At 49.8% G+C, this 24,529-nt stretch carries 14 protein-coding genes and 3 tRNA genes; 7 read left to right on the forward strand and 10 right to left on the reverse strand.

Annotated elements, in window-relative coordinates:
* Positions 1–148: 148 nt before the first annotated feature.
* Positions 149–1,630 (reverse strand): glutamate--tRNA ligase, encoded by a 1,482-nt coding sequence (gene gltX / locus CBE68_RS10910; protein WP_087506128.1) that lies wholly within the window; start codon positions 1,628–1,630, stop codon positions 149–151.
* 574 nt (positions 1,631–2,204) lie between these two features.
* Here gltX and CBE68_RS10915 point away from each other — a divergent pair.
* The 3 genes from CBE68_RS10915 (at position 2,205) to CBE68_RS10925 (ending at position 2,446) form a co-directional block, all read left to right on the forward strand.
* Positions 2,205–2,280, forward strand: a tRNA-Val gene (locus CBE68_RS10915).
* A gap of 8 nt (positions 2,281–2,288) precedes the next feature.
* Positions 2,289–2,364 (forward strand) — tRNA-Val (locus CBE68_RS10920).
* 6 nt (positions 2,365–2,370) lie between these two features.
* Positions 2,371–2,446: transfer RNA gene (locus CBE68_RS10925), tRNA-Val, on the forward strand.
* An 80-nt stretch (positions 2,447–2,526) separates the two neighbouring features.
* Here CBE68_RS10925 and CBE68_RS10930 read toward each other — a convergent pair.
* The 8 genes from CBE68_RS10930 to CBE68_RS10965 all read right to left on the reverse strand — a co-directional run bounded on the left by CBE68_RS10930 (position 2,527) and on the right by CBE68_RS10965 (position 15,666).
* Entirely contained in the window at positions 2,527–3,435 is a 909-nt protein-coding gene (locus CBE68_RS10930) for a dienelactone hydrolase family protein (RefSeq protein WP_087506129.1), read from the reverse strand.
* A 189-nt stretch (positions 3,436–3,624) separates the two neighbouring features.
* Entirely contained in the window at positions 3,625–4,884 is a 1,260-nt protein-coding gene (locus tag CBE68_RS10935; RefSeq protein WP_087506130.1) for a diguanylate cyclase, read from the reverse strand.
* A gap of 80 nt (positions 4,885–4,964) precedes the next feature.
* Positions 4,965–6,998, reverse strand: a complete 2,034-nt coding sequence (gene ligA / locus CBE68_RS10940; protein WP_087506131.1) for an NAD-dependent DNA ligase LigA — start codon at positions 6,996–6,998, stop codon at positions 4,965–4,967.
* An 88-nt stretch (positions 6,999–7,086) separates the two neighbouring features.
* Positions 7,087–7,914 carry a cell division protein ZipA gene (zipA, locus tag CBE68_RS10945; protein WP_229744747.1) on the reverse strand — a complete coding sequence of 276 codons (828 nt, stop codon included), beginning with the start codon at positions 7,912–7,914 and terminating at the stop codon, positions 7,087–7,089.
* 20 nt (positions 7,915–7,934) lie between these two features.
* Positions 7,935–11,402 carry a chromosome segregation protein SMC gene (smc, locus tag CBE68_RS10950; protein WP_087506133.1) on the reverse strand — a complete coding sequence of 1,156 codons (3,468 nt, stop codon included), beginning with the start codon at positions 11,400–11,402 and terminating at the stop codon, positions 7,935–7,937.
* 272 nt (positions 11,403–11,674) lie between these two features.
* Entirely contained in the window at positions 11,675–13,711 is a 2,037-nt protein-coding gene (locus CBE68_RS10955) for a glycoside hydrolase family 16 protein (RefSeq protein ID WP_229744746.1), read from the reverse strand.
* A gap of 201 nt (positions 13,712–13,912) precedes the next feature.
* Positions 13,913–14,551, reverse strand: a complete 639-nt coding sequence (locus CBE68_RS10960) for a response regulator transcription factor (protein ID WP_087506134.1) — start codon at positions 14,549–14,551, stop codon at positions 13,913–13,915.
* Positions 14,548–15,666 carry a sensor histidine kinase gene (locus CBE68_RS10965; protein WP_087506135.1) on the reverse strand — a complete coding sequence of 373 codons (1,119 nt, stop codon included), beginning with the start codon at positions 15,664–15,666 and terminating at the stop codon, positions 14,548–14,550. The genes CBE68_RS10960 and CBE68_RS10965 overlap by 4 nt, the downstream gene beginning before the upstream one ends.
* Before the next feature lie 203 nt (positions 15,667–15,869).
* On the opposite strand from CBE68_RS10965, the gene CBE68_RS10970 reads away from it, so the two are divergent.
* From CBE68_RS10970 to CBE68_RS10990, 4 genes are all read left to right on the forward strand, one after another.
* On the forward strand, positions 15,870–16,295 hold the full coding sequence (locus tag CBE68_RS10970) for a DUF2141 domain-containing protein (RefSeq protein WP_158100577.1): 426 nt from the start codon (positions 15,870–15,872) through the stop codon (positions 16,293–16,295).
* A 98-nt stretch (positions 16,296–16,393) separates the two neighbouring features.
* Complete coding sequence (cysZ, locus tag CBE68_RS10975; protein ID WP_087506137.1) at positions 16,394–17,149, forward strand: sulfate transporter CysZ; 756 nt, start codon at positions 16,394–16,396, stop codon at positions 17,147–17,149.
* A gap of 255 nt (positions 17,150–17,404) precedes the next feature.
* Positions 17,405–18,670, forward strand: coding sequence for an NAD(P)/FAD-dependent oxidoreductase (locus tag CBE68_RS10985; RefSeq protein WP_087506139.1), 1,266 nt, complete (start codon positions 17,405–17,407; stop codon positions 18,668–18,670).
* Positions 18,671–21,376, forward strand: coding sequence for a nitrate reductase (locus tag CBE68_RS10990; RefSeq protein WP_087506140.1), 2,706 nt, complete (start codon positions 18,671–18,673; stop codon positions 21,374–21,376).
* Between the two features lie 102 nt (positions 21,377–21,478).
* Here the strand turns inward: CBE68_RS10990 and amt are convergent, their stop codons facing one another.
* Positions 21,479–24,526 carry an ammonium transporter gene (gene amt / locus CBE68_RS10995; protein ID WP_087506217.1) on the reverse strand — a complete coding sequence of 1,016 codons (3,048 nt, stop codon included), beginning with the start codon at positions 24,524–24,526 and terminating at the stop codon, positions 21,479–21,481.
* Positions 24,527–24,529: the final 3 nt, after the last annotated feature.

A 24,529-nucleotide genomic window follows, 5' to 3' on the forward strand; every position in this document is an offset into this window, starting at 1 on the left:
TTCATAGAGAAACGCCCTAGGCCGTCAAGGCCTAGGGCGGTGAAAATATCCAAGACCCGTTATCCGGTAAACCGCAATGCCGCTCCTCTTAAGTGAACAGCATTGCGGCTATTGCCGGGCTCATCCAAATAGCTCAGTGCACTAATCGTTACTTTTCGGGAAAGCTGCGGAACGCTCGTTCCAGTGATTTCGCTTGCTTTTTGCTTACTCCAACATGATTCAACGCGACGCGAAGACGCGCACGAGTCATGTCTGAACCCAAAATAACCATGGCATCAATGACCGAAGTTGATGACTCTTTACCAGTAATGGCGACAAAAATTGGTTGTAGGAAATCTTTGATCTTCAAGTCGAGGTAATTTGCAGTTTCTTTGACCGTGCCGAAGACCACGTCTTTGTTCCATTCTCGAGCGGCATCAAATTGCCAAATCAGGTATTGCAGCGCAATGCGGACTTGGGTCTCTTCAATTTTTGCGGTAAGTAAAGCAGGATCGTATTCCGGCAAGCCGCTCACAAAGTGCCCCATCAATGGCGCAAAATCACTGAAGGTTTCCATCCGCGGTTTGGCTTCTGGCAGCAAGGTTTTCATGGTGTCAGCATTGTAAGCCCATGCCTTCATTCGCTCGATCAATTGCTCATCAGTAAACTCTTCGCGCATCCACACGCCGTTGAGCCACTTGAGTTTGTCGATATCAAAGACCGGACCGCCGAGGGATACTCGTTTCATATCGAAGTTGTCGATCATGTCTGCCAAGGTGAACTTTTCGCGCTCATCGGGCATTGACCAACCCATGCGGCCCAAATAGTTGAGCATGGCTTCCGGCAAGAAGCCCATTTTGCGGTAGTAATTGACACTCGTTGGGTTCTTGCGCTTGCTCAGCTTGCTCTTGTCTGGATTGCGCAGCAATGGCATATGGCCCAGCTCAGGCGCTTGCCAGTCTAGGTCTTCATACAACTTAAGTAGTTTCGGTGCTGAGTTGAGCCATTCTTCACCACGGAATACGTGAGTAATGCCCATCAGATGGTCATCAACCACGTTGGCGAGGAAGTATGTTGGGAAACCGTCAGCTTTTAACAGCACTTGCATGTCAACTTGTGACCAAGGAATTTCCACTTCGCCACGCAAGTAATCGTTGAACTTGAAGCTCCCTTCTTCTGGAATCTTCATCCGCACGACATAGGGCTTACCTTCTTTTAGGTACTGTTCGACCTGCTCGTCGGTCAAGCGCAGACCACGACCATCGTATTTCTGTGGCTCACCATTGGCCATTTGCTCTTTGCGCATTTCATCGAGTTCTTCAGATGTTGCGAAACAGCGGAAGGCCTTGCCTTCGACAATGAGTTGTTCGGCATACTTACGATACAGTTCGGTGCGTTCGCTTTGACGATATGGACCGCGATCACCACCAACATCTGGGCCTTCGTCCCACTCTAACCCCAACCAGTGCAGGCTGTCATAGATAGCTTGCTCGGAGGCTTTGGAGCTGCGCGCCTGATCCGTATCTTCAATGCGGAGGACAAACTGGCCACCTTGCTGCTTGGCAAAAACATAGTTAAACAGGGCGATATAAGCGGTGCCAACGTGTGGGTCACCGGTAGGAGATGGCGCAACGCGCGTACGTACCGTCATGGCAGACAGAAACCTCAATCAGGGTGGAATAGGAAATTGCCAGCAAGTTTAGCGATCCGACTCGCAAGACTCAATGCAAATGAGGATCGGCGTAGCAAGTCTCAAGATGCTGAGCATTCATCTGCACAGCGCAGTCGGCAGCAAACAACGCCCATCGGTGACGCTCAAGTCCGTCCATGGAGCGCTCTACACCTGGCATCCATGCCGGCTGAAGCACCTCAGTCCGTTATTCGCTACCTCTTATGTTTGACCGAGGTCCGCGCGGTCCTCTGAGCTGGTTGTCAACTCCTAACGAAGACCTTCCGCAGCAGGGAAGCTGCGGCAGAGCTTACAAGGATGTATTCACAGCGTGTCTGAGTTAGGAGTTGATAACTTGCTCTGTAGCGATCATGTCCACTGGTAGAAAAACGTACTTTGTTTTTAGTCGCGACAGCGAGCAGCTTGCAAACTTCGAAATGTGCAAGGGCAAGCAACAACCGCCTCGAATTTGACTAAAAAAACAGCATTTAGCCAGCATTCCAAAAATAGTGTTGACACAGCAACCGCCCTCCCTATAATACGCCTCCACAGACGAGGTCGCTTAGCTCAGTTGGGAGAGCACCTCCCTTACAAGGAGGGGGTCACTGGTTCGAGCCCAGTAGCGACCACCACGTCTGACGGACGGTTAGCTCAGTTGGGAGAGCACCTCCCTTACAAGGAGGGGGTCACTGGTTCGAGCCCAGTACCGTCCACCATCTCCCGGTCGCTTAGCTCAGTTGGGAGAGCACCTCCCTTACAAGGAGGGGGTCACTGGTTCGAGCCCAGTAGCGACCACCAAACATAAAAAAGCCCGCTGTTTAGCGGGCTTTTTGCTTTCTGGAACCAGGTCCTCGAATCAACATCCAGATCGATTCAGATTAATCAGCAAATGCGGTTTGAAAGTGTCTGACAACTTTAGCGCGAGAGAAATATGCCGTCCAAGGCGACGCTTTCAGAGTGACCTCTCCGCCCTGACCTAAGTTAGCAAACGGGTCTTCCACCACCCAAGTTGGCTCCAAACGATCCCATGCATGGTAAGCAAAGGGGTACATCTTTAACTCAACTAAATCAGCGTCGTCAGGTTGCAAACCAGCGACCATCAACGGGCAATTAATTGGCAAGTCATAGTCATCTAAACCGCCGCTTTGAATCAGCACCGGAGCAGTGAGGTTTTCAAAATCAAACTCCAACCCTAACTCAACAATCTCAGGAAATGCCGCTTCAACCAGCGGATTATTGTAAAGGTAACAAATGGGATAGTGAGCAGCATGGGCAGCGAATCGGGCGCCAACTGGGTTCATCATCGCGTTGTACTTTTCTGTCGCAGAAAGCATGCTGACAACGCCTCCCCAAGAGAAGCCGACGACACCAATTTTACTGGCATCAATCTCATCCAAACTGGCTAGATAATTTAACGCTGCATAGGCATCTGGAATAGTTTGTTGCGGCAGATCAGGACGACTGGCAGAGCCCCCTAAAACACCATGGGCTGTCCATAGATCAAGCTCCAATGTTGCGATACCCGCTTTGTTGAGAGCCTCGGCATAGTACAAGCCTGTACTATCGACACCTCCAGTGCTATGCAAAATAATCACAGCAGGAATAGCACCGTCAATATTGCGTGGTAAACGATATTGCCCTGAGACAGTGCGATTACCGATTGGAGTTTGAATCGGTATGTTGACATAGTAAATGTGTGGCAGTTGCTCTTTGGCAATCCAAGATGCTTGAGCTGGCGCCAAGCAACACAAACTAACGAGAATGGCAGTAATACAAGATCTAAGCATGTTAATGTCCTTATCGAATGGCAATGAAATCAGTTTCAGGTAGAAAACTCTTATAGCTTAGGCTCGACTGGCAAAACCGCCAGCATTACAGCGACGATGGGCAGTTAAAAGTGACCGATGGTCCGCAGTTCAACACAAAAAAACCCGCTAGTGAGCGGGCTCTTGACGTTGGCAAATGACTGCAACTATCTAATCACTATCAGGCTCTTGCCCTAAAACCATATTTCGGCCAGCTTCTTTGGCGCGATACAGCAATTCATCAGCGCGGTTATACAAGGCATCAATATTGCTGTTCAAATCAGTCACTACGCCACCACTGAACGACGCGTGGAATGTACCACCATCACATTCAATTGCTTGGCCGACAAATGCTTGGCGCAAGCCATCAACTAACGCCAATGCTTTAGAGTTATCCAAACCAAGCATGATCAAAGCGAATTCTTCACCACCAACTCGGGCAAAAAGGAATTTTTCGCAATAGCGCTGCATCACCTCGGCAAATCGCTTGAGTACGTAATCGCCAACGGCGTGGCCATAATGGTCATTGATATGTTTGAAGTTATCCAAATCAATGAGGGAAAAGCTGACCGGTACACTGTGAGCCCAACCATCACGAAGCACTTGCTTGCTAAATTCAAAAAACGCCCGCCGATTGTACAAACCAGTCAAGTAGTCTCGGTTCGCCGAATCTTCAATTTCCTCAATCAGCTCAATTGCCTCAAGGTTTTGGCTAATGCGGCAATAAAACTCTTCGGGGTAAAACGGCTTATTGAGAAAATCGTTGGCTCCGTGCTTAATGAACTGAGCGGAAAGAATGCCACTTTCTTGCGATGACAAGCCAATGATCGCCAAGCCACGCTTATCGAACTTGCGACGGATTTCATTGACTAGCTTAAAGCCATCCATGTTGGGCATTTCAAAATCGGTGATCACCAGTCGAACATCAGGGTGGATACTCATCTGTTCAATGGCGTCAAAGCCGTCCTCGGCCTCAATCACATTGTAAAGCTGTCGCTCGAGCAAGTTGCGAATATGCTTGCGCGACATCGCTGAGTCGTCAACCACCAGTACTTTGATTTCATGATTGGTGCGAAGCCGGCGAGCTAACTTCATCGCATAGTGATAAGCATGGCGGCTTTCTTTCACCACATAGTCGACAACGCCGCCATCGACTAGCTGTTTGCGACGGCGCTCGTCAAAGTCCCCCGTTAGGACAATACATGGAATACCTTGCTTCATCACAAAGTCGACGACTTCGCCATTTGGCGCATCAGGTAAATTGAGATCAACGATTGCAGCGTAAAAATCTGAGTTTTGGCAAAAAGCTTGTTTAGTTTCAGCGAAGCTCTGGGTAAACACGGTATCCGTTGATGACAACCTAGTACTGGCCAGATGCTTTAAAATTCGCATCACCGTGCTGCTATCTTCCACAACTAACAATCTTGCCATTTATACTTCCCAGTTATGTTTGACTATCAGAGCTTGAGACAAAAATTCAGATAGCTCCAAGCTCTTTTGCGGCGTAGCAATTAGAGCCCATGACTCTGAAACAACGCCAACATCTGTTGTTCATCTTTAATATCGACTTCCAGCTGCTGGGCTTTAGCCAATTTTGACCCGGCATTGGCACCTGCAAACAGGCAATCTGTTTTCTTCGAAACTGAACCGCTCACCTTGGCGCCCAACTGCTGCAGCTTGGCTTTGGCATCAGCGCGGCCCATGCTGGTTAGCGTCCCGGTTAACACCACAGTCTGGCCCGCAAGCGGTAATTCATCTGGGGCATCGACTGTTGCAATTTCTGGCCAGCTCAAGCCAGCATCAAGCAAGCGAGAAATGACTGCTTGGTTGTGTGCTTCAGCAAAGAAGCTCCTGACATGAGCAGCAACAACGGCGCCAACATCATCGACAGTCACCAAAGCCTCTTCATCTGCAGCCATGAGCTCATCAAGGGATTTAAAATGATTGGCCAAATTGAGTGCAGTAGCCTCTCCTACTTCTCGAATGCCCAACGCATATAAGAATTTAGGTAGTGTCGTTTGTTTAGCGACGTCGAGCGCCACTAGCAGTTTTTCTGCTGATTTATCGCCCATGCGTTCTAGCGAGCGCACCTGCAATTTTGATAGCTTGAACAAATCAGCCGGATCATGAACTAACTCGCGTTCAACTAACTGCTCAATAACCTTGTCACCCAAGCCATCGACATTCAGTGCTTTGCGGGAACAAAAATGCTTGAGAGCCTCTTTGCGCTGTGCACCGCAAACTAAACCACCGGTGCAACGAAGTACCGCTTCACCTTCGACCCGTTCAACGGCAGAGTCACAAACTGGACAGGCATTAGGAAACTCAATCGCGGAGGCAGTGTCGGGCCGTTGCTCGGCAATCACGCTAACAATTTGCGGGATCACATCACCAGCGCGGCGGACGACAACCGTATCGCCAACCATCACGCCTAAGCGCGCCACTTCATCGGCATTGTGTAACGTCGCGTTGGATACCGTCACTCCGCCAACAAACACCGGCTTCAAACGAGCAACAGGGGTAATCGCTCCGGTTCGGCCAACTTGAAACTCAACGTCTTGTAACTCCGTGACTTCCTCTTGCGCAGGGAATTTAAACGCGGTGGCCCAGCGTGGCGCCTTGGCGACAAAACCAAGTTGCTGCTGCGCTTCAATGTCATCAATCTTGATCACCACACCGTCAATTTCATAGCTCAAACCATCGCGCTGCTGAAGAATTTGCTGACAGTAATCATTGACTTCATCAACGCCCTGACACCGGGTTAGCTCAGCAGCAATGGGCAAGCCCCAGGCTTTGAGCTGCTGCAAGCGTTGATAATGGCTATTGGCCAGTTCGATTTGGTCGTCATTGAAAACACCAACCGCATAAGCCACAAAGCTCAGTGGCCGACTGGCTGCAATCTTGGAGTCAAGCTGGCGAATACTGCCAGCTGCCGCATTGCGTGGATTGGCGAATAACTTGTCGCCGCGAATGCGGGCACGTTCATTCATGGCATCGAAATCTGCCTTTGGAATAATCACCTCACCGCGCACTTCCAAGCGTGCTGGTACCGAATCCCCTTGCAGCTTCAATGGTACTGCGCCAATTGTCTTGGCGTTGGCGGTAACGTTCTCGCCTTGCTGACCATCTCCTCGCGTTGCAGCCTGTACCAAGACACCATTCTCATACATCAAGCTGATTGCCAAACCGTCAAGCTTTGGTTCAGCGCAATAAGTCAGTGGTCGCTCATCGAGCAAACGTTCGTGGCAGCGACGATCAAATTCGGTAAAGTCTTCAGCACTGAAAACATTGTCGAGCGACAACATCGGCATTTCATGCTGAACCGTGGTGAACTGGGACTGTACTTCGCCACCGACTTTCTGGCTTGGCGAATGGACACTTTTGAGCTCTGGATATTGTTTTTCAAGCGCAATAAGCTCGCGCATTAAACGATCATATTCAGCATCCGGAACGGTTGCTTCGTTGTTAACGTAGTAGGCATAGTTGTGCGCTTGTAGCTGCTCACAAAGGGCAGTCACGCGAACTTGGGCTTGTTCTAATGTCATGATGAATATCGTCGTTTACGACCGACGCCCAAAGGGCGCCGGGGGAGAGATTTGAAGGGTTATCGCCAACACTAAGTTGGCATCTACATTAACTAACAATCAGTCGCTTACGTTCAAATTCGCGGATCCGTTCCTGATAGTGGCGAATTTTTTGGTTAGTCAGCACACTGCGAGTATCGTCCAACACTTGGCCTTTCAATTCACGCGCGAGCTTTTGCGCCGCATTCAACATCATATTGAATGACTGGGTCGGCTCGCCGGCATTCGGTAACGTCATAAACAGCGACACCCCGGGTGTTTTGAACGATTCCATGTTATCAACGTCGAACGTACCGGGCTTAACCATATTAGCTAGGCTGAATACCACTTTACCTTGACCAGAGCTGTCCTGATGGCGATGGAAAATACCCATGTCGCCAAATTTGAACCCCAAGGTTAGTAGGCTTGGCAATAATTCCGCACCAAGCAGATCATCACCGGGAGCAGCAACGACAGTCAAAATGAGTACTTGTTCCGGCTCAGCAAGCACCTCTTCTTCTGGTTCTGGCTCAGTCTCTGACACCAGCTCAACAGGTTGTTCATCAGCTGCTTGTTGTTTGGCTGGCTCATCAAGCTGAAATTCGACTTGTTCTGGCTCGTGGTCGTCTAGCGCCGAAAAAGACGGCTCTTGGCGCTCGGCAGCTTGTGGCTCCTCGGCAGCACCAGCAACGGTGCGCACTTGGCCAACGCCTAAATTATCGAAACCGTCATCGTCGCGGTCACGACCCTTTTGCTCTTTGTAGATTTCAGCCAACGGTTTTTCTTTACCGCCGATGGCGCCTCCTTGTTGGCGTCGAAGAGAATACAAGCCATGCCACAACAGGGCTGCAATCCCTAGGGCACCGGCAATAATCAACACCAAGCGAAACTCATCCATTATTCGTCCTTACTCACTTTCTAAGACACTTCAGCCAAAGCCACAGCCTGCTCAACGTCAACCGACACCAACCGCGACACGCCCGGCTCATGCATGGTAACACCCGCCAGTTGCTCGGCCATCTCCATCGTGACCTTGTTATGACTGATATAAATAAACTGCACGGACTCCGACATTTCCCGAACCAAATTACAGAACCGACCGACGTTGGCATCATCGAGCGGCGCATCTACTTCATCCAGCATACAAAACGGCGCCGGATTAAGTCGGAAAATGGCGAACACCAATGATAAAGCGGTCAATGCCTTTTCGCCACCCGATAGCAGATGAATTGTGGCGTTACGCTTGCCCGGAGGGCGAGCCATGATGGTGACACCGGTTTCCAGCATGTCATCATCGGTTAACTCAAGATACGCAGCCCCACCACCGAACACTTTCGGGAACAGCATTTTTAAATCGCCGTTGACCTGATCAAAGGTTTCTTTGAATCGGGCGCGACATTCACGATCAATACGCCGGATGGCATTTTCTAGGGTTTCTAACGCACTGACCAAGTCATCATTCTGCTGATCAAGATATTGTTTCCGCTCAGAGGATTGCTCAAATTCTTCAATGGCTGCGAGGTTAATTGGCCCCAACCGACTGACTGAGCGCCCTACTTTTTCAAGTTGCTGTTGCCATTCATTCTCGGAGTACTGCTCTGGCAACTGCTCTAGCACTTGTTTCAGCGGCTGTTCCATTTCTTGTAGCTGTTCGGTCGCCGATTGCGCCCGCACCGATGCAGTTTGTTGCTCCAGTAGCAAACTATCTTTTTGCGCTTTCACTTCCGATTGTTGATTGACCAGCTTTTGCTCTTGTTGCTTTAAATCAATCAACTGGTTCTGAGCACCGTGAATGGCATCGCTATGCTGGGCCACTAATTGTTCGACATCGAGTTTCTGTTCTAACTGCAATTCGAGCTCAGCGCGATATTCAGCATCATCAACTTCCTGCTCCAGCTCTTGCTGGAGTTGCAACTGCCGTTGTTGCCACTGCGCCTGTTGCTGCTCCGCGCGAGTCAAGGCTTGCTGAGCACTATCGCGTTGATTGCGAATGCCCGATTGCTGCAACGCCACTTGATGCTGTTGCTGCTGCAGTTGATCGCGCTGCGAGCGGGCATCCCGAACTCGTTGTTCTAACTGTTGCCGCTCAGCGTGCATACTCTGATGGTCGTCATCTTGCGCTTGTAATTGTTCTTCCAGCAACAACTCGGTCTCTACTAGTTCAGCAAGGGTCAGTTCAACCTCATTCAATTGCTCGTCATATTGCGCCAACTCTTGCTCATACTGCTGTTGCTGTTGTTGCGATAATTGCTGCTGTTTGACTAGGTTTTCCAGTGCGGTTTGTTGTTGCTGGCGCAACTGCTGCTGTTGCAGCAGCGATTGTTGCTGTTGGTTGACCTGCGATTGAGTGTCTTGCTGCTGGCGCTGAGCGGCTGATAATGCAGCCTCTTGCTCAACCACCAACTGTTGTTGCTCGGTCAACTCAGCCTCAATGCGAACCAACTCCGCGTGAACCGCTAACTTGCCTTGACCACTTTGTGGCGTGAGCAGCCAGCCTTGGCCAAGCCAAACACCGGTTTTGTCGATCACAGATTCATTGCCAGTTAATGGCTGCAGCGCTTGCCAATGCGATTGCGATGACTCAATGCAATGAATATGAGCAAGCCGCTGGCGCACCACATCCGGCCCTTGAACTTTGCTCGCTAAACTATTAGCCGAAAACTCAAGTTCGCTTGAAGCCGCTTGCGCCAAACAAATCCCTGCAGGCAATTGCGACACCGAACAATTGTCGAGGTCAACCACCAACCAAGCCTGCCCCAACCGGCCAAGCGCTGTTTCCACCGCGGTTTCCCAGCCAGGCTCAATCACTAGTTGTTCAACCAACTCAGCAGTTATTGAAAACTGTTGCGCCTGCAGTTGCTCGGCAATGTCGTCATCACTTTGGTGCCACTGCTGTAAGGTTTGCAACTGAGTTTTCAGGGCGATTTCTTGTTGTTGCAGTTCTCGCAACTGTTGTTGCTGATGCTGAGACTTATCGTTGCTTTGTCGCAGTGCCAATTGCTGTTGTTCAACATCCAATAGCAGTTGTTCAATCTCGCCATCTAACAGGCTTAATTCGTCTTCCAGTTCACTTTGTTGTGCCTGTAATTGCGACACATCAAGCTGCTGCAAGCTGGCCTCAACGCGCGTCTTTTGTTGCCCGATGGACTGCTGCTGCTGACGTTGCAGCTGTTGTTGATGTTGCGAGCTTTGCAGTTGTTGGCGCAGCTGCTGTAAGCCTTCGCTTTGCTGCTGGTAGCGCTGTTGCCAAGCATTTAACGCCTGCTCGGTTTGTTCCAGCATTAAGCCGGCTTCATCCAGTGCCAGCTCAACGCCATATTCCTGTTCTTGCAGTTGTTCTGCTTGCTCGGCCAGTACTTCAACTTGTTCTTGTTGCTGAGCGATAAAGCCATCTTGCTCGGCGAGCTGCGAATTAATCCGCTCCAGCTCTTGGTGTAAGCGCTGTTGATGTTGGCCTTGATGGAGGATTTGCTGTTCCAGCCGAGTAATGCTGTTGCTGATCTGGAACAGCTGCTGGCGCACTTCTTCATGCTTGATGGTGTTAATGTCCAGCTCGGTTTGCTGTTCGGCCTGCTGTGTTTGCAGCGCCGTGCATTGGGCCTGCAACTGTTCATGCTGAACATCCAATTCAGCGGCGCGCTGCGCTAATTCATCGTGACGACCTTGCCAATTGAGCCAGCGAATGGCTTCAAGCTGGGCTTTAAGCAACCGTTCTTGCGCTTTTAACTCTTTGTATTTGCGAGCTGCGGTTGATTGCCGCTGTAATTTGGCCAGTTGCTGACCCAACTCTTCGCGCACATCATTGAGGCGGTCAAGATTGTCGCGGCTATGGCGCAGCCGGTTTTCGGTATCGCGACGGCGCTCTTTGTACTTGGAAATACCTGCCGCTTCTTCAATAAAGATGCGAAGCTCTTGCGGTTTTGATTCAATCAAGCGGGAGATCATACCCTGCTCGATAATGGCATAAGAGCGTGGTCCCAAACCTGTGCCTAAAAAGATATCGGTGATATCACGGCGACGGCATTTGTTGCCGTTGAGAAAGTAGGTGTTTTGGCGTTCTCGAGTGACTTGGCGCTTGACCGATACTTCGGCGTAGTTAGCAAACTCGCCGGCAACTCGACCATCTTCGTTATCAAACACTAACTCGACCGACGCTTGCGATACCGGTTTGCGTTCCAGTGAGCCGTTAAAAATAACGTCTGTCATGTCATCGCCGCGGAGATTTTTCGCGGAGCTCTCACCCAATACCCAGCGCACGGCATCAATGATATTGGACTTGCCGCAACCGTTGGGGCCGACAATAGCTGTTAGAGATTGCGGAAAGGGTACCGTCGTTGGGTCAACAAACGATTTAAAACCGGCAAGCTTAATTGATTTTAAACGCATTTTTTGACAACAGCGGCAAACAAAATGACAGGTGGTCCAAGCAACATATCACGTTCAACGGGAATGTCACGCTTCAGGCTTTGCTTTTTGCTCGGCCCTGGGCCGAGCGAGTGCATGGGATTTACCCCGCTCGTCGCTGTAACCTTACAAATATCTATAAAAACAAGAATACACCGCTGCTGCCAAACCATCCGAGCAGCAGCTGTGCCTTGAGCATGGTGGCCCTTGGATCACTTGGCTTCGGGGTAAACCACTGGCCAAGTCATAGTTGTTTATTGACCCCTTAGCCGAGCGCGATATGCGAGTAGTAACGCCAGCATTACCCAGCCAACACTGCCGCCGCCGGAGCCACCGCTGCCGCTAGCATCATTGGTTGGAGGATTGCCGCCGTCACCGTTGCCAACACCGGTATTACCACCAGAGTCGTCATCACCGGGGGCAGCTGCCGCTTGTTCTAGGGTCATCGAGGCATTTGCAGTTAGTGGCGGTTGACCACTATCGGTTACAGTGAGGTCTACTAGGTAACGATTATCATCGGTATTCGGTTCAAAACTCATGGTTTGCTGCCCCGCTGAGTTTTGTTGATTGAGCGACCAGCTAAAACCATGGCTATCATCGCTGTTGCGATCTTCAACTGCCGCCGTGATAGTGACCGTGCCGCCGTTAGGGGCAACTTCTGTAATGATCTCGCCGCCTTGCATAGCCACTAACGTCACCTGCGGAGCAAAGTTTTCACAGCCTTGAGCATCAACCACGCTGCCTGCTGGCGAGCCGGGGCATTGGTCTTGATCATCCGCAACACCATCCATGTCAGCATCCGCTTCGGCACTGCTACTGGTGCGACCGAAGTACAGGTTGTCTAAAAACACGGTCCCATTGCCAACCACTTTGAGCTGAAAGGTATCTGTTAAATCAACGCCGGCAAAGTGGCTCAATGGAATGTCGGTGCTGACCCACTTACCCGCCTCAACAGGAAACGAATAAGGCGTTTCTTTGGGCCCAGGACTGATTAAATAGATGCTCAGTTCAGTGGCGCTTGGGGTCCAGTAGTCAACATGTAAAAAATCCATATCGCTTACATCTTGGTGATTACTGTCGTAATCGGTGCCCTGATAGTTCAAGCCGCTGTACTTGAGAATGGCATCATCGCTGATAGTCACTTGGCTGACGTCTGTGGACTGGCCCCAATCAGGATCATAATTGATACCCGCAATATTGTTGTACTGATCGCTAAATAGCGAAATCACATCGCGCGCTAATTCAGAGGGAACGGGCGCTGATTCGGTTGGAGCATCAGCAATCACTGGCAATTCGCAACCATCTGTGCCAACAGGGGTTCCGGCCGGGGTTGCCGGGCATTGATCTAGGCTATTGCCAACGCCATCGCCATCGTCATCGACGACCATTGGCGTAGTTTCATTACATGAGGTTTGACTATTATTGGCTGCAGTGCAATGCGCCACATAATCGATTTCTAAAGTCGCATGCATCAAGCTCGGATCAACCGCGCCGCCCAAGTTGCCGCCAACGGCTAAGTTCAGCAGCACAAACATAGGTTCTTTGTACTGCGCACAGGTGCTCACGTTGTAACTGGCAACAACGACATCATCCATTAAGAAGTGAATGTCATCGGCACTCCATTCAATGGCGTAGGTGTGAAAGGCTTGCACATCCGCTGCGCCCCCCGGATAAGTGGGCCGAAACTCAGTGCCACAACCACTCACATTGAAGAAGTTGGTAATGTAGCTATTGCCGTTGTTTGAAAACCATTCCCAAACATCGATTTCACCGGCGCCCGGATTAGGCCAATGAACAGTGTCGTTGTCGCCTTTAAGAGGATTCTCGGCAATTCGATTTTCTAGCATCCAAAACGCAGGCCAGGTCCCGCCGTCAAGGTCCAACATCCTGATCCGCGCTTCAATCCGGCCGTACAGAAACTCCTGCTTGTCTTTACTGTTGAGTCGACCTGAGGTCCATTGACGCTGCTGGCCACCTAACCCTGGGCATTCAATCGCCTGCCGCCTTGCATGAATTTTTAACGTGCCATTGGAAACCTCAAGGTTTTTGTCGGCCGATGTTTCATCATCGGTGTAACACTGCAATTCATTGTTGTAATTTGCTTGGATTTGGGCTGTCCAGTTGTCCCAATTGACGCTGTTACCATCAAAGGTATCAATCCATTGCACTTCCCAACCTGCGTGGGCAACGCCCATCAGTAAAGAACAGCTAAGACCGGTCAATAGTTTGGTTGTTTGATGGCCGAACTTTGCGGTGGAGACGTTAATTTGTTTTATTGTTTTCTTAATCATGACTTCACTCAACAAACCTGTGCGTAACAGGCGACGACAATGTAAGGCCTTACGTAAGCGCTTACATCGCGCTAAATAGTTACTCGAAATTGATTAACTGATGTTACGCAAGTTGTTTTAAAAACCAATAACTGGCGAACTGATTTGTGACCTGCCGCCATTTCACTAGCGTTAGCAGCGTGCACTATTGGTTTTCAAAGGCTATATCAATTGCCATCGCAACGCCTTCAGAACCGCTTGAGTACGGTCTCTAGCTTGCAATTTGTCGAGCAAGTTGGAGATATGATTTTTCACCGTTCCCTCTGCTAAATAGATGGCAGCAGCGATTTCTTTATTACTAAATCCAGCAGCTAAGTAGCGCAATATCTGCTGCTCCTTGGCAGACAACTCATCGCGCTGAATCGCTTGGCTTGCGCTTGGCGACTCGGACTGCGGTAGGCGCTGCCTATTCAACAGTTCCGGCTCAGCGAGAAAACCACCAGCAGCAACGGTAGCAATTGCTTTATCGAGTTTGTCCCAACTCACGTCCTTGAGTAAAAAGCCGTTAACCCCAGCTTGCAAGGCGCGAAGAAACAGTTGGTGTTCATCAAATGTAGTGAGCATTAATACCGGCGTGGTATCGCCTCGCTGGCGCATTTGCTCAACCAATTGGATACCATCTAGCACTGGCATGCGTATATCCGATAGCAGCAAGTCGACCGGTTGCTCAGCCAACCGTTGTAACGCTTGTTCGCCGTGTTCGGCGCGCCACAAGATTTGGTAGTGGTCGTTAAGTTCAATCAATCGAGCAATGCCATCGCGGATCAGCGCTTGATCATCAACCAATGCAATCTTGATCATGCCAATGCCTCCTCGCGCTGTGCCGCCATCGTGATGCTGATAGCAAAACCTCGTTTACTCTCATCAATTTTCATTTCGCCCCCCAATTGTTTAGCACGCTCAACAATACCGCTCAAGCCACTACCAAATTGAACGTCGGCGCAACCGATGCCATTGTCGGAAATTGCCAAGCAAATTGACGGCTGCTGCGCCATCGTAATTGAGATTTCACTCGCCCCACCGTGGCGAATGGCGTTGCTTACCGCCTCTTGAATGCAGTACGCCAATTGCTCGCAGATATCGGCTGGCAATGGATCAGTTAAGCCAGAAAAAGTTATCGCAATGCCTTTCGGTAAGCCCAACTGCAATTGCTCAACAAACTCTGGCAGCGAAAATCGAGATTGCTGACGCATATGGCGGACCACACTTCGAGCTTGCTGCAAGGTTTCGTTGACATGCTGCTTTAGCGACTGGAAAAGCTGTCGAGAATCTTCAGGGGGTCGATGAATGGCATGCTCTAATTGCAGACTAAGAGCGGTCAACTGATGGCCGACACTGTCATGTAAATCTCGGGCAATTCGCAGACGCTCATTGTGCTGGCTTTGCTGAGCGAGCATCGACTGTGCAGCCCGTAGCTCGAGATTGGTCGCCTCAAGCAATTTTTGTTGCTGTTGCGCAATCAGTCGTGAGCGAGTGGACAATGCCGCAAACAACTCAAAGCTGAGGAAGACCAAATTGGTAATGACATCGTTGCGGCTCAGGCCATCACTGATATCAACCAACAACACCGCAATATTGAGGCCAACTAACCCTATCCACCAACGCTTAACACCAAGGAAAGCCGGCATCTGCGCCGCACAAATCACCAAAGCCACCGGTACGACCAACGATTTATAGTCGGCATAAACCGCAATCGCGCAAAGACATTGGAGCAATAGTGCCAAGCGCAACGACATCATCGAATTAGCTGCCGGCCGCCACATGGTGGCATAGCTAAATGCCATTGCCATGCTGGCGAATAGCGCCAACCGAAATGGGGTCAGGTGACCATTCAACGCATCAACCCATATGACAATGGCGTAAGTCACCACGCCACTCAATGACAAAATCAAATCGTCTCGATTCAATTTATCCATGATTTTCCAGCCAGTTATCTATTAATACCGCAATAATCATTAAGACTAACTAATTCATTGCGAGCTCGCATAGTGCCAAAAGTCATGTTTGTCACACGATCAACTCATGACTTATGGCACCTGCTATTAATAGGCCTAATTGGTTGAATAGATTCCGTACTGCAATGTACTTGCAGATAATCAAACCAATAGAGGATAGAACGATGAAACACTACTTACTGCTCGCTCTGATGTCACCACTACTGACACTTTTCGCCAACCAAGCTGATGCCAATACGCTAGATGTCACCATCGACAATAACCAACCAGTCGGTCCACTGATGGTTGAAGTCTATGACGATGCCACTAAGTACCAGCAAACCAAAACGCCAATTGCTCGTTTCATGATGCCCGCTAAAGATGAACCCTTGCAGTTTGAGATCTCGGATCTAAAAGCTGGCGATTATGCTGTTCGCATGTTCCAGGACTTGAATAGTAACGGTCAGCTCGATGCCAATTGGCTTGGCATTCCTAACGAACCTTATGGCTTTTCCAACAACGGCGGTGCCTATGGTCCAGCCAGCTTTGATGAAGCCAAAGTCGCGGTTGCCGATGGCGAAACGACCGCAATTAGCATTACTCTCCGTTAAGGCGGGTCACTGTCATGCTTTGTAACAAGCCCACCATGTTCAATACGGTGGGCTTGGCTTTATAATCGATGAGACTAAAGGACTCAGAGGTTGATTGAATGCAGGTTATTCAGGGCGGCAGTAGCGGTGCGGCATACTTTTTCAAAGGTTTTGAATTGATCCAAACGAAAGGGCTACGACGCTTTGTTGCGGTGCCATTGATCATCAACCTAATTATCTTCTCGGTATTTTTTGGCTACCTTATTAGCAGTTTGTCGGACTGGTTTGTGATGCTCAATGAGTGGCTACCAGAGTGGCTCAATTGGCTGCAGTACCTGCTCTGGCCATTGGCACTAATCTCGATTTTAGTGCTGTTTTCATTCTTGTTTGCCACCGTTGCCAACTGGTTAGCCGCACCTTTTAATGGTTTGTTGGCAGAGAAAGTTGAGTTGTATCTCACCGGTAAACCTATCGACAGTGGTGGCTTTGTCGATCTGATTAAAGATATTCCAAGATTATTCGCCAGAGAATTCCAAAAACTCGGCTATTTTCTCCCTCGAGCATTACTCTGCTTGTTGTTATTCCTAGTGCCGCTAGCTGGGCAAACCATCGCCCCAGTGCTGTGGTTTTTATTCTCTGCTTGGATGATGGCAATCCAATATTGTGATTACCCCTTTGACAATCACAAAGTGCCATTTCGCGACATGAAACTAAAACTGAAATCACAGCGTAGCCAAAGCATGAGTTTTGGCGTCATGGCGATGCTGTTTACCATGATCCCAATCGTCAACATGCTAGTGATGCCAGTGGCAATCTGCGGCGCAACCTCAATGTGGGTGCAAACCCAGCGCGAGCAAGTACTGGCCGGCAAGTGACAATGACCAAAGCCAACAGCAGGCAAAGAGCAGAACAAGTGCATCTAAATCACAACAAAGCACCAAAAAGATGCAATAACTTGTTCGGCAGCCAAAAACCACATTGCACCAATTTGGTTAACGCATAAATAAACTATTGTTATAAATAGAATATCCAGACCATAAAACAATATAAAATTGTTGTTTAGATATTGGTACGGCGCTTGCAAAACCTCATCAAAATATAATGATTGATGATTAACAGGCCCAGCTGGAATGACGAAAGAGAAATTAGTAGTAATCGGTAATGGCATGGCCGGCATGAAAGCAGTCGAAGAACTGCTATCAGCCAGTCCAGAGCATTACGAGATTACTGTATTTGGTGCCGAGCCCTACGGAAACTACAACCGAATCATGTTGTCGCCGGTTTTATGCGGTGAGAAAACCATTGACGAGATTATGATTAATGACCGTCAGTGGTATCAGGACAATGGTATTGTTCTGCATGCAGGGCCCGATAAGCAAATTACAGAAATCGATCGCCGCAGACGCAAAGTGATCAGTCGTGATGGTACCGAAGCGCGCTACGATAAGCTGCTGATTGCCACTGGCTCCAAGCCCTTTATTATTCCATTACCCGGCCATCAACTCGATGGCGTGATCGCATTCCGCGATATCTTCGACGTCAATACCATGCTGAGCTATGCCGTGACGCGACGTCATGCCGTTGTTTTGGGTGGCGGACTACTCGGCTTGGAAGCCGCCAATGGCCTCAAACAACAAGGCATGGAGGTTACCGTCGTCCATAACTGCGCGACGCTACTGAACCGACAATTAGATGCCAATGCAGCCGAGTTGCTGCGGGCCGAATTCGAGGCGCGAGGAATTCACTTCATGATGGAAGCCGATACCAAAGAATTAGTAGCCGATAACAGTGGTCATGTCAGGGCCGTTCGATTTGGTGACGGTACCGAACTGCCTTGTGATCTGTTTGTCATGGCTGTCGGCGTCAAACCCAACTTTGATCTGGCTAAATCGGCAGGCCTTCACTGCGAGCGCGGTATCGTCGTCAATGACACCCTGCAAACGTTCGACCCGAGCATTTATGCCGTTGGTGAGTGCGTCCAACACCGCGGCTCAACCTTTGGCATGGTTGCACCAGTATTCGAACAAGCCAAAGTGTGTGCAAATCATCTAAGCGGTCACGGCGTTGCTGAATACAAAACCCTACCAACGGCAACGAAACTAAAAGTTACCGGCATTAATCTGTTCTCTGTGGGTGATTTTGTCGGTGACAGCGATTGCGACATTTTAGAATTCCACGATCCAGATTTGAAAGTCTACAAGCGTGTCGTGCTTCGCGCCGAGCGAGTCATTGGTGCGGTCCTTTATGGCGATACCATCGATGGCAGCTGGTATCAGACGCTGCTTGAATCGGAGCAAGATGTATCAGCCATTCGCTCGGTATTGCTGTTTGGTCAGCGCTATGCCGAAAAATTCGTTGAAGATGTCGCGCCATCAGCATTGCAGGAGGTTGCGTAAATGTCCCAATCAAACTGTAAGACAGTTAAAACGACTTGCGCATATTGCGGCGTCGGTTGTGGTATCGAAGCCAGCGTCAACGTCGCTGATCGTCAAGTACTCGTTAATGGTGATGATCATCATCCGGCAAATTACGGTCGACTATGCTCCAAAGGCAGCTCGTTGGGTGAAACCATTGACGTATCAAGTCGCCTGCTCACTCCGTCTATTGGTGAGCAACCGGTCGATTGGGATACGGCTCTGGATGCAGTGGCCAATACCTTCTCACAAATCATTGCTGAACATGGCCCAGATTCGGTGGCGATTTATGGTAGCGGCCAGTTGCTGACCGAAGACTACTATGTCGCCAACAAATTAATGAAAGGCTTTATTGGTAGCGGCAATATCGATACCAACAGTCGCCTATGCATGTCGTCCGCTGTTTCCGGCCACAAACGCGCGTTTGGCACCGACACGGTACCGAATTGCTATGATGATTTGGAGCTTGCCGACTTAGTGGTCATTACTGGCTCCAACATGGCGTGGTGCCATCCTATTTCTTATCAGCGCATTCGTGCCGCCAAGAACAAAAATCCCAACATGCGCGTTGTTGTCATTGATCCAAGGCGCACTGCAACATGCGATATCGCCGATCTTCACTTGCCATTGGCTGGCGGTAGCGATGTGGTGCTGTTTAACGGCCTGTTGAGCCATCTGGTTGCCGGCCAATATTTAGATCAAGACTACATTGACAACCACACCCAAGGCTTTGCCGACGCGGTATCAACTGCCCAAGCCGATGCCAGTAATATTGCTGAAGTTGCATTACGGACCCGATTGAGTGAACAAGACATTGTTACTTTCTACGATTGGTTTGCCGAAACCGACAAAACGGTAACGGCATACAGTCAGGGAGTGAAGCAATCGTCTAGCGGCGTCGATAAAGTCAATGCCATTATTAACTGCCACCTTGCCACAGGGCGAATCGGCAAGCAGGGCTCTGGTCCACTGTCGATGACAGGTCAACCGAATGCAATGGGCGGCCGTGAAGTTGGCGGCTTAGCGACGACGTTGGCTGCTCACATGGAATTCAACATTGAAGGAGATACCGACCGAGTTGCGCGTTTCTGGAATGCCGCCAACATGGCAACCAAGCCAGGCCTACCAGCGGTCGAATTGTTTGAGGCCATTGCCGCAGGCAAAGTCAAAGCGGTGTGGATCATGGCGACCAACCCGGTGGTCAGTTTGCCCAATGCCGATCAAGTGAAGGCCGCGCTGCAGCAATGTCCATTCGTGGTGGTGAGCGACTGTGTTGCCAATACTGATACCATGGCTATGGCTCATGTTAAGTTACCGGCCCAAGGTTGGAGTGAGAAGGACGGCATCGTCACCAATTCAGAGCGTCGGCTATCTCATCAGCGCGCGTTACTGCCACCTGCCGGCCAAGCGAAACCGGACTGGTGGATTATTTCTCAAGTTGGCCAACGGTTAGGCTATAAAGATGCGTTCAATTACCAGCATCAAGTGGAGATCTTTCGTGAACATGCAGCGTTGTCTGGATTTGAAAATTCAGCAGAACAGCGCTTACGTGACTTTGACATTTCTGCCTTTGCTCAAATCACCCAACAGCAATACGATGATTTCGAGCCCATCCAATGGCCTGTGAATGACCAATACCCTGCGGGTAAAGAGCGATTTTTCGCCGACGGGCAATTCTACACGCCGACCCGCAAAGCCAACTTTATTGCCCTGACCGGCAGATCGCCGGGGAATCTGCCCGACCAAGAATATCCTTTAGTGCTCAACACGGGTCGCCTGCGTGACCAATGGCACACCATGACTCGCAGTGCTTTGGCGCCGCGATTAAACCAACACAGGCCCGAACCGTTCGTTGAAGTCAATCCCAAGGATGCTGCAACATACGGCTTGCAAGATGGCCATATCGCTCATTTACAAAGCCGTTGGGGGCAAATGTATGCCCGCGTCAACGTTTCTGAATCACAAGTAGCTGGTGACGTTTTTGTGCCCATGCACTGGACCGAGCAATATGCTAGCAAAGGGCGCATGGGAGCGGTTGTTAACCCAGTCGTTGATCCTGTATCCGGACAGCCCGAAAGCAAGCACACGCCGATTCGTATAGCTCCTTATGAAGCAGAATGGCACGGCTTCGTGCTCAGCCGTCAACCATTGCCAGATGCCAGTATTGACTATCAGGTTAAGGTCAATTGTCAGGGCTACCTGCGCTATGAGTTAGCCGGATACGATCAATCGTCGTTGTCCATTGACTGGGCCAAAGCATGGCTGTCGCAAGTATACCCAGCGTTGAGCTGGCAATACCTTGATGACCCTAAGCTCGGCATACTGCGAGTGGCTGGCTATCAAGGCAATAGTCTGATGTTCGTGCTCTGTATTGCGACAAGTCCTGATATCAGTATGCTGCCAGAGCGCAGCTTCCTCAGCTCTTTGTTTGCTAAATCTCAACTTGAAGACAGTGAACGCTTAGCCTTGCTCAGTGGCCTGCCAACGGCTGGCGCAGAAGATACCGGAGCGCAAGTGTGTGCTTGTTTTAATGTTGGTGAGAAAACCATTCGCAAAGCCATCCGTGACAACGGCCTGACCAGCTATCAGGAAGTGGGGAAATGCTGCAAAGCAGGCACCAACTGTGGCTCGTGCGTACCAGAGATCAAAACCATCTTAGCGTCCATGGTCGAAACGCAACCGGCCTAAACGATCACTAATTCATTGTTCTGTCAGACCTCATTGCACCAACCGTTGCAATGAGGTCTCGGTGAAAGACCTTATGGCGATGGCAACGCCAAACTGAATGCTCTAAACCAGGCTCTCCAATTCAGCAGCTTCTAGACTAACTTCCCCGGCAGCTAGAGGTTTATAGAACAAATAACCTTGGTACATGTTGCAACCGCGCGTTTGCAGGAACTCTAGCTGTTGCTCTGTTTCAACGCCTTCAGCCACTGTGATTAGGTCCAAATTCTGCGCCAAACTAATAATGGTGGCGCAGATCTGGCCATCTTCGACAGTTGAAGCACATTCATCGACAAATGAGCGATCAATTTTCAATACATCGATAGGTAGGCTTTTGAGGTAGTTCAAGGATGAGTAGCCAGTCCCAAAATCATCAACCGATATCTTTATCGACAGCTGTTTCAACGCAGCCATGACTTCGATACAGCGATCAATGTCGGTCAGTAACACCCCTTCGGTGATCTCAACTTCTAGCAGTGCGCCGTCGATTTGATAGTGGTTAAGGCGTTCTTCAACAAACTCAACGAGTGGTCCAGAGACCATATGACGGCCTGAGATATTGACCGATACCGGCACCAGTTTCTTGTTGTCTTGCTGCCAGCGTTGCATTTGCTGCAGCACATCATCAATGGCTTTCTCACCCAATTGAATAATCAAATCGGACTCTTCAGCCAACGGAATAAACTCGCTGGGCGCAATCAAGCCCTCTTTCGGATGTTGCCAGCGGATCAAGGCCTCGAGGCCAACTATCGCCCCACTGGCAATCACTTTGGGCTGGTATACCATGTAGAACTGATCATCACTGCCGACCGCTTTGCGCATCTCTTGCTCGTAGTCAAAGTTGCGCGCAGCTGTTTTCGCCATGTCAGGCTGAAACAGTTGATAGTTGTCTCGCCCCTTTTGCTTGGCGCTATACATAGCAAGGTCGGCATACTGCATCAACAAATCAGCGCTCACCGATTCATTGTCGGCAATGGCAATGCCGACACTGGTTGGGATGTTGATTTCCCGCCCTTCCAACTGCAGCGGCTCACGCATGACATCGAGAATATCTTGGGCTTTGTCGCATGCCGCTCGATCGCTGAAAGCACCAGTGACCAGCACCACAAACTCATCGCCGCCCCAACGAGCGATAATATCATCTGCTCGGGTAACCCTGGTGAGGCGGTTAGCCACCTCACAAAGCAAATCATCACCAGCTCGATGGCCAAGGGTATCGTTAATCTTCTTGAATCGATCGAGATCGAGGAAGAATAACACCACTCTCTCCTGAAAACTGCTCGAATGCTCAATCGCCCGAACCATTGAGTCCATCAAATAAGTGCGATTGTAAAGCCCGGTCAGCGGGTCGCTGTAAGCCAGTTGTTTGAGCTTTTCCTGTAACTTTAGCTGTCGGGTAACATCTCGAATATGGAGAGTGAACTCATTGGAATTACGAGCGAAGTCAGCCACCGTGACAGTAATTTCGGCGGGAAATGAATCACCTGAATTTCGCAACAAAGTGATGGCATTACGGCGGTTACGCAATAAACCACAAGATGATGAGAACTTATGACGTAAGCTCTCTCGAACCGAGACCCGATCATCGGCAATGATAAATAACTCAATAAAGTCTTTGCCAGTGACATGACTTTTCAGATAGCCGAAAGTCCGCTCGGCTGCGGGATTGAACTCGATAATTCGACCAACCAAATCAACGGTTAAAATCGAATCCATTGATGAATCGAGAATGGCGCTTTTGCGCTTTTCACTGGAGCGAAAGCGGTCAATAGCATCATCTCGTTTACCTATTTCTTCATTAACCCGAGCAATGACCTCATTGTACTGCTTGGCGATTTGTCCTACTTCAGTAAAAGGCTCTACCGGAACTGGCTCAGAAAAAGTCCCCTCGCGCTGCTGTTTATGCATCGAACCCAATAAGTCGATCAGCTCAGTCGATGCCCGATGCTCTGAGATATTCATACCTTGCAGTTCATCTTCTGCAGTCACACGGAGCGGCAACTTACGATTGAGCAACCACAACATGCCATAGCTCACAAGGAAGCTATAACTGCAAATGGCCACAACACCCACCAGTTGTACCAACAGTTGGCCGCCACTAGTTAAGCCCGTTGCCAAAACCTGAGGGTCGCCAAATACTGCAACGGCAATGGTTCCCCAGACACCACAGAACAAATGTGCCGGCACCACCCCAAGAGCATCATCAATTCGTAACGATTCGATCCAGTGAGTCCCAGCACAAACGATCAAACCGGAGCACATGCCGATGAACATTGCTTCGACAGGCATTATCGCGTGACAACCTGCAGTGACTCCAACCAAGCCACCAATAACACCGTTCAGAATGGCGCCAACATCAACATAACGCTGACGCCAGTAATGGCAGCCGGCTGCGATAATGCCTCCCCACACGGCTGAAACACAGGTGTTCAGCATGATCATCGGCACTTGGTCATTCAGTGCCAGCGTGCTACCGCCATTAAAACCAAACCACCCCAGCCAAATCAGCAACGTCCCAAGTACCGACATCGGCAAATTGCTACCTTGCAAAAAACTGCGGTTATCCGAGAAACGACCAATGCGCGGCCCGATGATCATTATCGCCGCGAGGGCAACACAGCCGCCGACAGCATGCACCACCGAGGCACCAGCAAAATCAACGAACCCCATGGCTTCGAGCCAGCCGATATTGTCAGGTTGATAAATAGACGCCCAACTCCAATGGCCCGGAATCGGATAAATTAGCGCTGAAAGTATTGCTGCTGCTGCGAGATAACCAACGAAACTCATACGTTCGGCAACAGCACCAGACATCAAAGTCGCGGCGGTACCGCAAAACATCATTTGAAAGATGAAGAAACTTATTTGCTCTGCACTCTGGCTATCGCCAAAAACGAAATTGCTGAATCCGACGAATCCGCCCTGACTTGTGCCAAACATCAAAGCGAAACCAAATAACCAGAAAATAATCGCTGCAACAATAAAGTCGGAGATGTTTTTTGCGGCAACGTTAATGCTGTTCTTACTGCGGATCTTGCCGGTTTCAAGGCATAAGAATCCAGCCTGCATGAAGAACACCAGCACAGAAGCAATGAGTAACCACGAATATTGCATCAG

It is taken from the genome of Neiella marina, from assembly GCF_002165625.1.
Taxonomy (GTDB): domain Bacteria; phylum Pseudomonadota; class Gammaproteobacteria; order Enterobacterales; family Neiellaceae; genus Neiella; species Neiella marina.

Coding starts and splice junctions, on each gene's coding strand:
- gltX (WP_087506128.1), bottom strand. CDS start 1,630: ATGACGGTACGTACGCGCGTTGCGCCATCTCCTACCGGTGACCCACAC.
- CBE68_RS10930 (WP_087506129.1), bottom strand. CDS start 3,435: ATGCTTAGATCTTGTATTACTGCCATTCTCGTTAGTTTGTGTTGCTTG.
- CBE68_RS10935 (WP_087506130.1), bottom strand. CDS start 4,884: ATGGCAAGATTGTTAGTTGTGGAAGATAGCAGCACGGTGATGCGAATT.
- ligA (WP_087506131.1), bottom strand. CDS start 6,998: ATGACATTAGAACAAGCCCAAGTTCGCGTGACTGCCCTTTGTGAGCAG.
- zipA (WP_229744747.1), bottom strand. CDS start 7,914: ATGGATGAGTTTCGCTTGGTGTTGATTATTGCCGGTGCCCTAGGGATT.
- smc (WP_087506133.1), bottom strand. CDS start 11,402: ATGCGTTTAAAATCAATTAAGCTTGCCGGTTTTAAATCGTTTGTTGAC.
- CBE68_RS10955 (WP_229744746.1), bottom strand. CDS start 13,711: ATGATTAAGAAAACAATAAAACAAATTAACGTCTCCACCGCAAAGTTC.
- CBE68_RS10960 (WP_087506134.1), bottom strand. CDS start 14,551: ATGATCAAGATTGCATTGGTTGATGATCAAGCGCTGATCCGCGATGGC.
- CBE68_RS10965 (WP_087506135.1), bottom strand. CDS start 15,666: ATGGATAAATTGAATCGAGACGATTTGATTTTGTCATTGAGTGGCGTG.
- CBE68_RS10970 (WP_158100577.1), top strand. CDS start 15,870: ATGAAACACTACTTACTGCTCGCTCTGATGTCACCACTACTGACACTT.
- cysZ (WP_087506137.1), top strand. CDS start 16,394: ATGCAGGTTATTCAGGGCGGCAGTAGCGGTGCGGCATACTTTTTCAAA.
- CBE68_RS10985 (WP_087506139.1), top strand. CDS start 17,405: ATGACGAAAGAGAAATTAGTAGTAATCGGTAATGGCATGGCCGGCATG.
- CBE68_RS10990 (WP_087506140.1), top strand. CDS start 18,671: ATGTCCCAATCAAACTGTAAGACAGTTAAAACGACTTGCGCATATTGC.
- amt (WP_087506217.1), bottom strand. CDS start 24,526: ATGCAATATTCGTGGTTACTCATTGCTTCTGTGCTGGTGTTCTTCATG.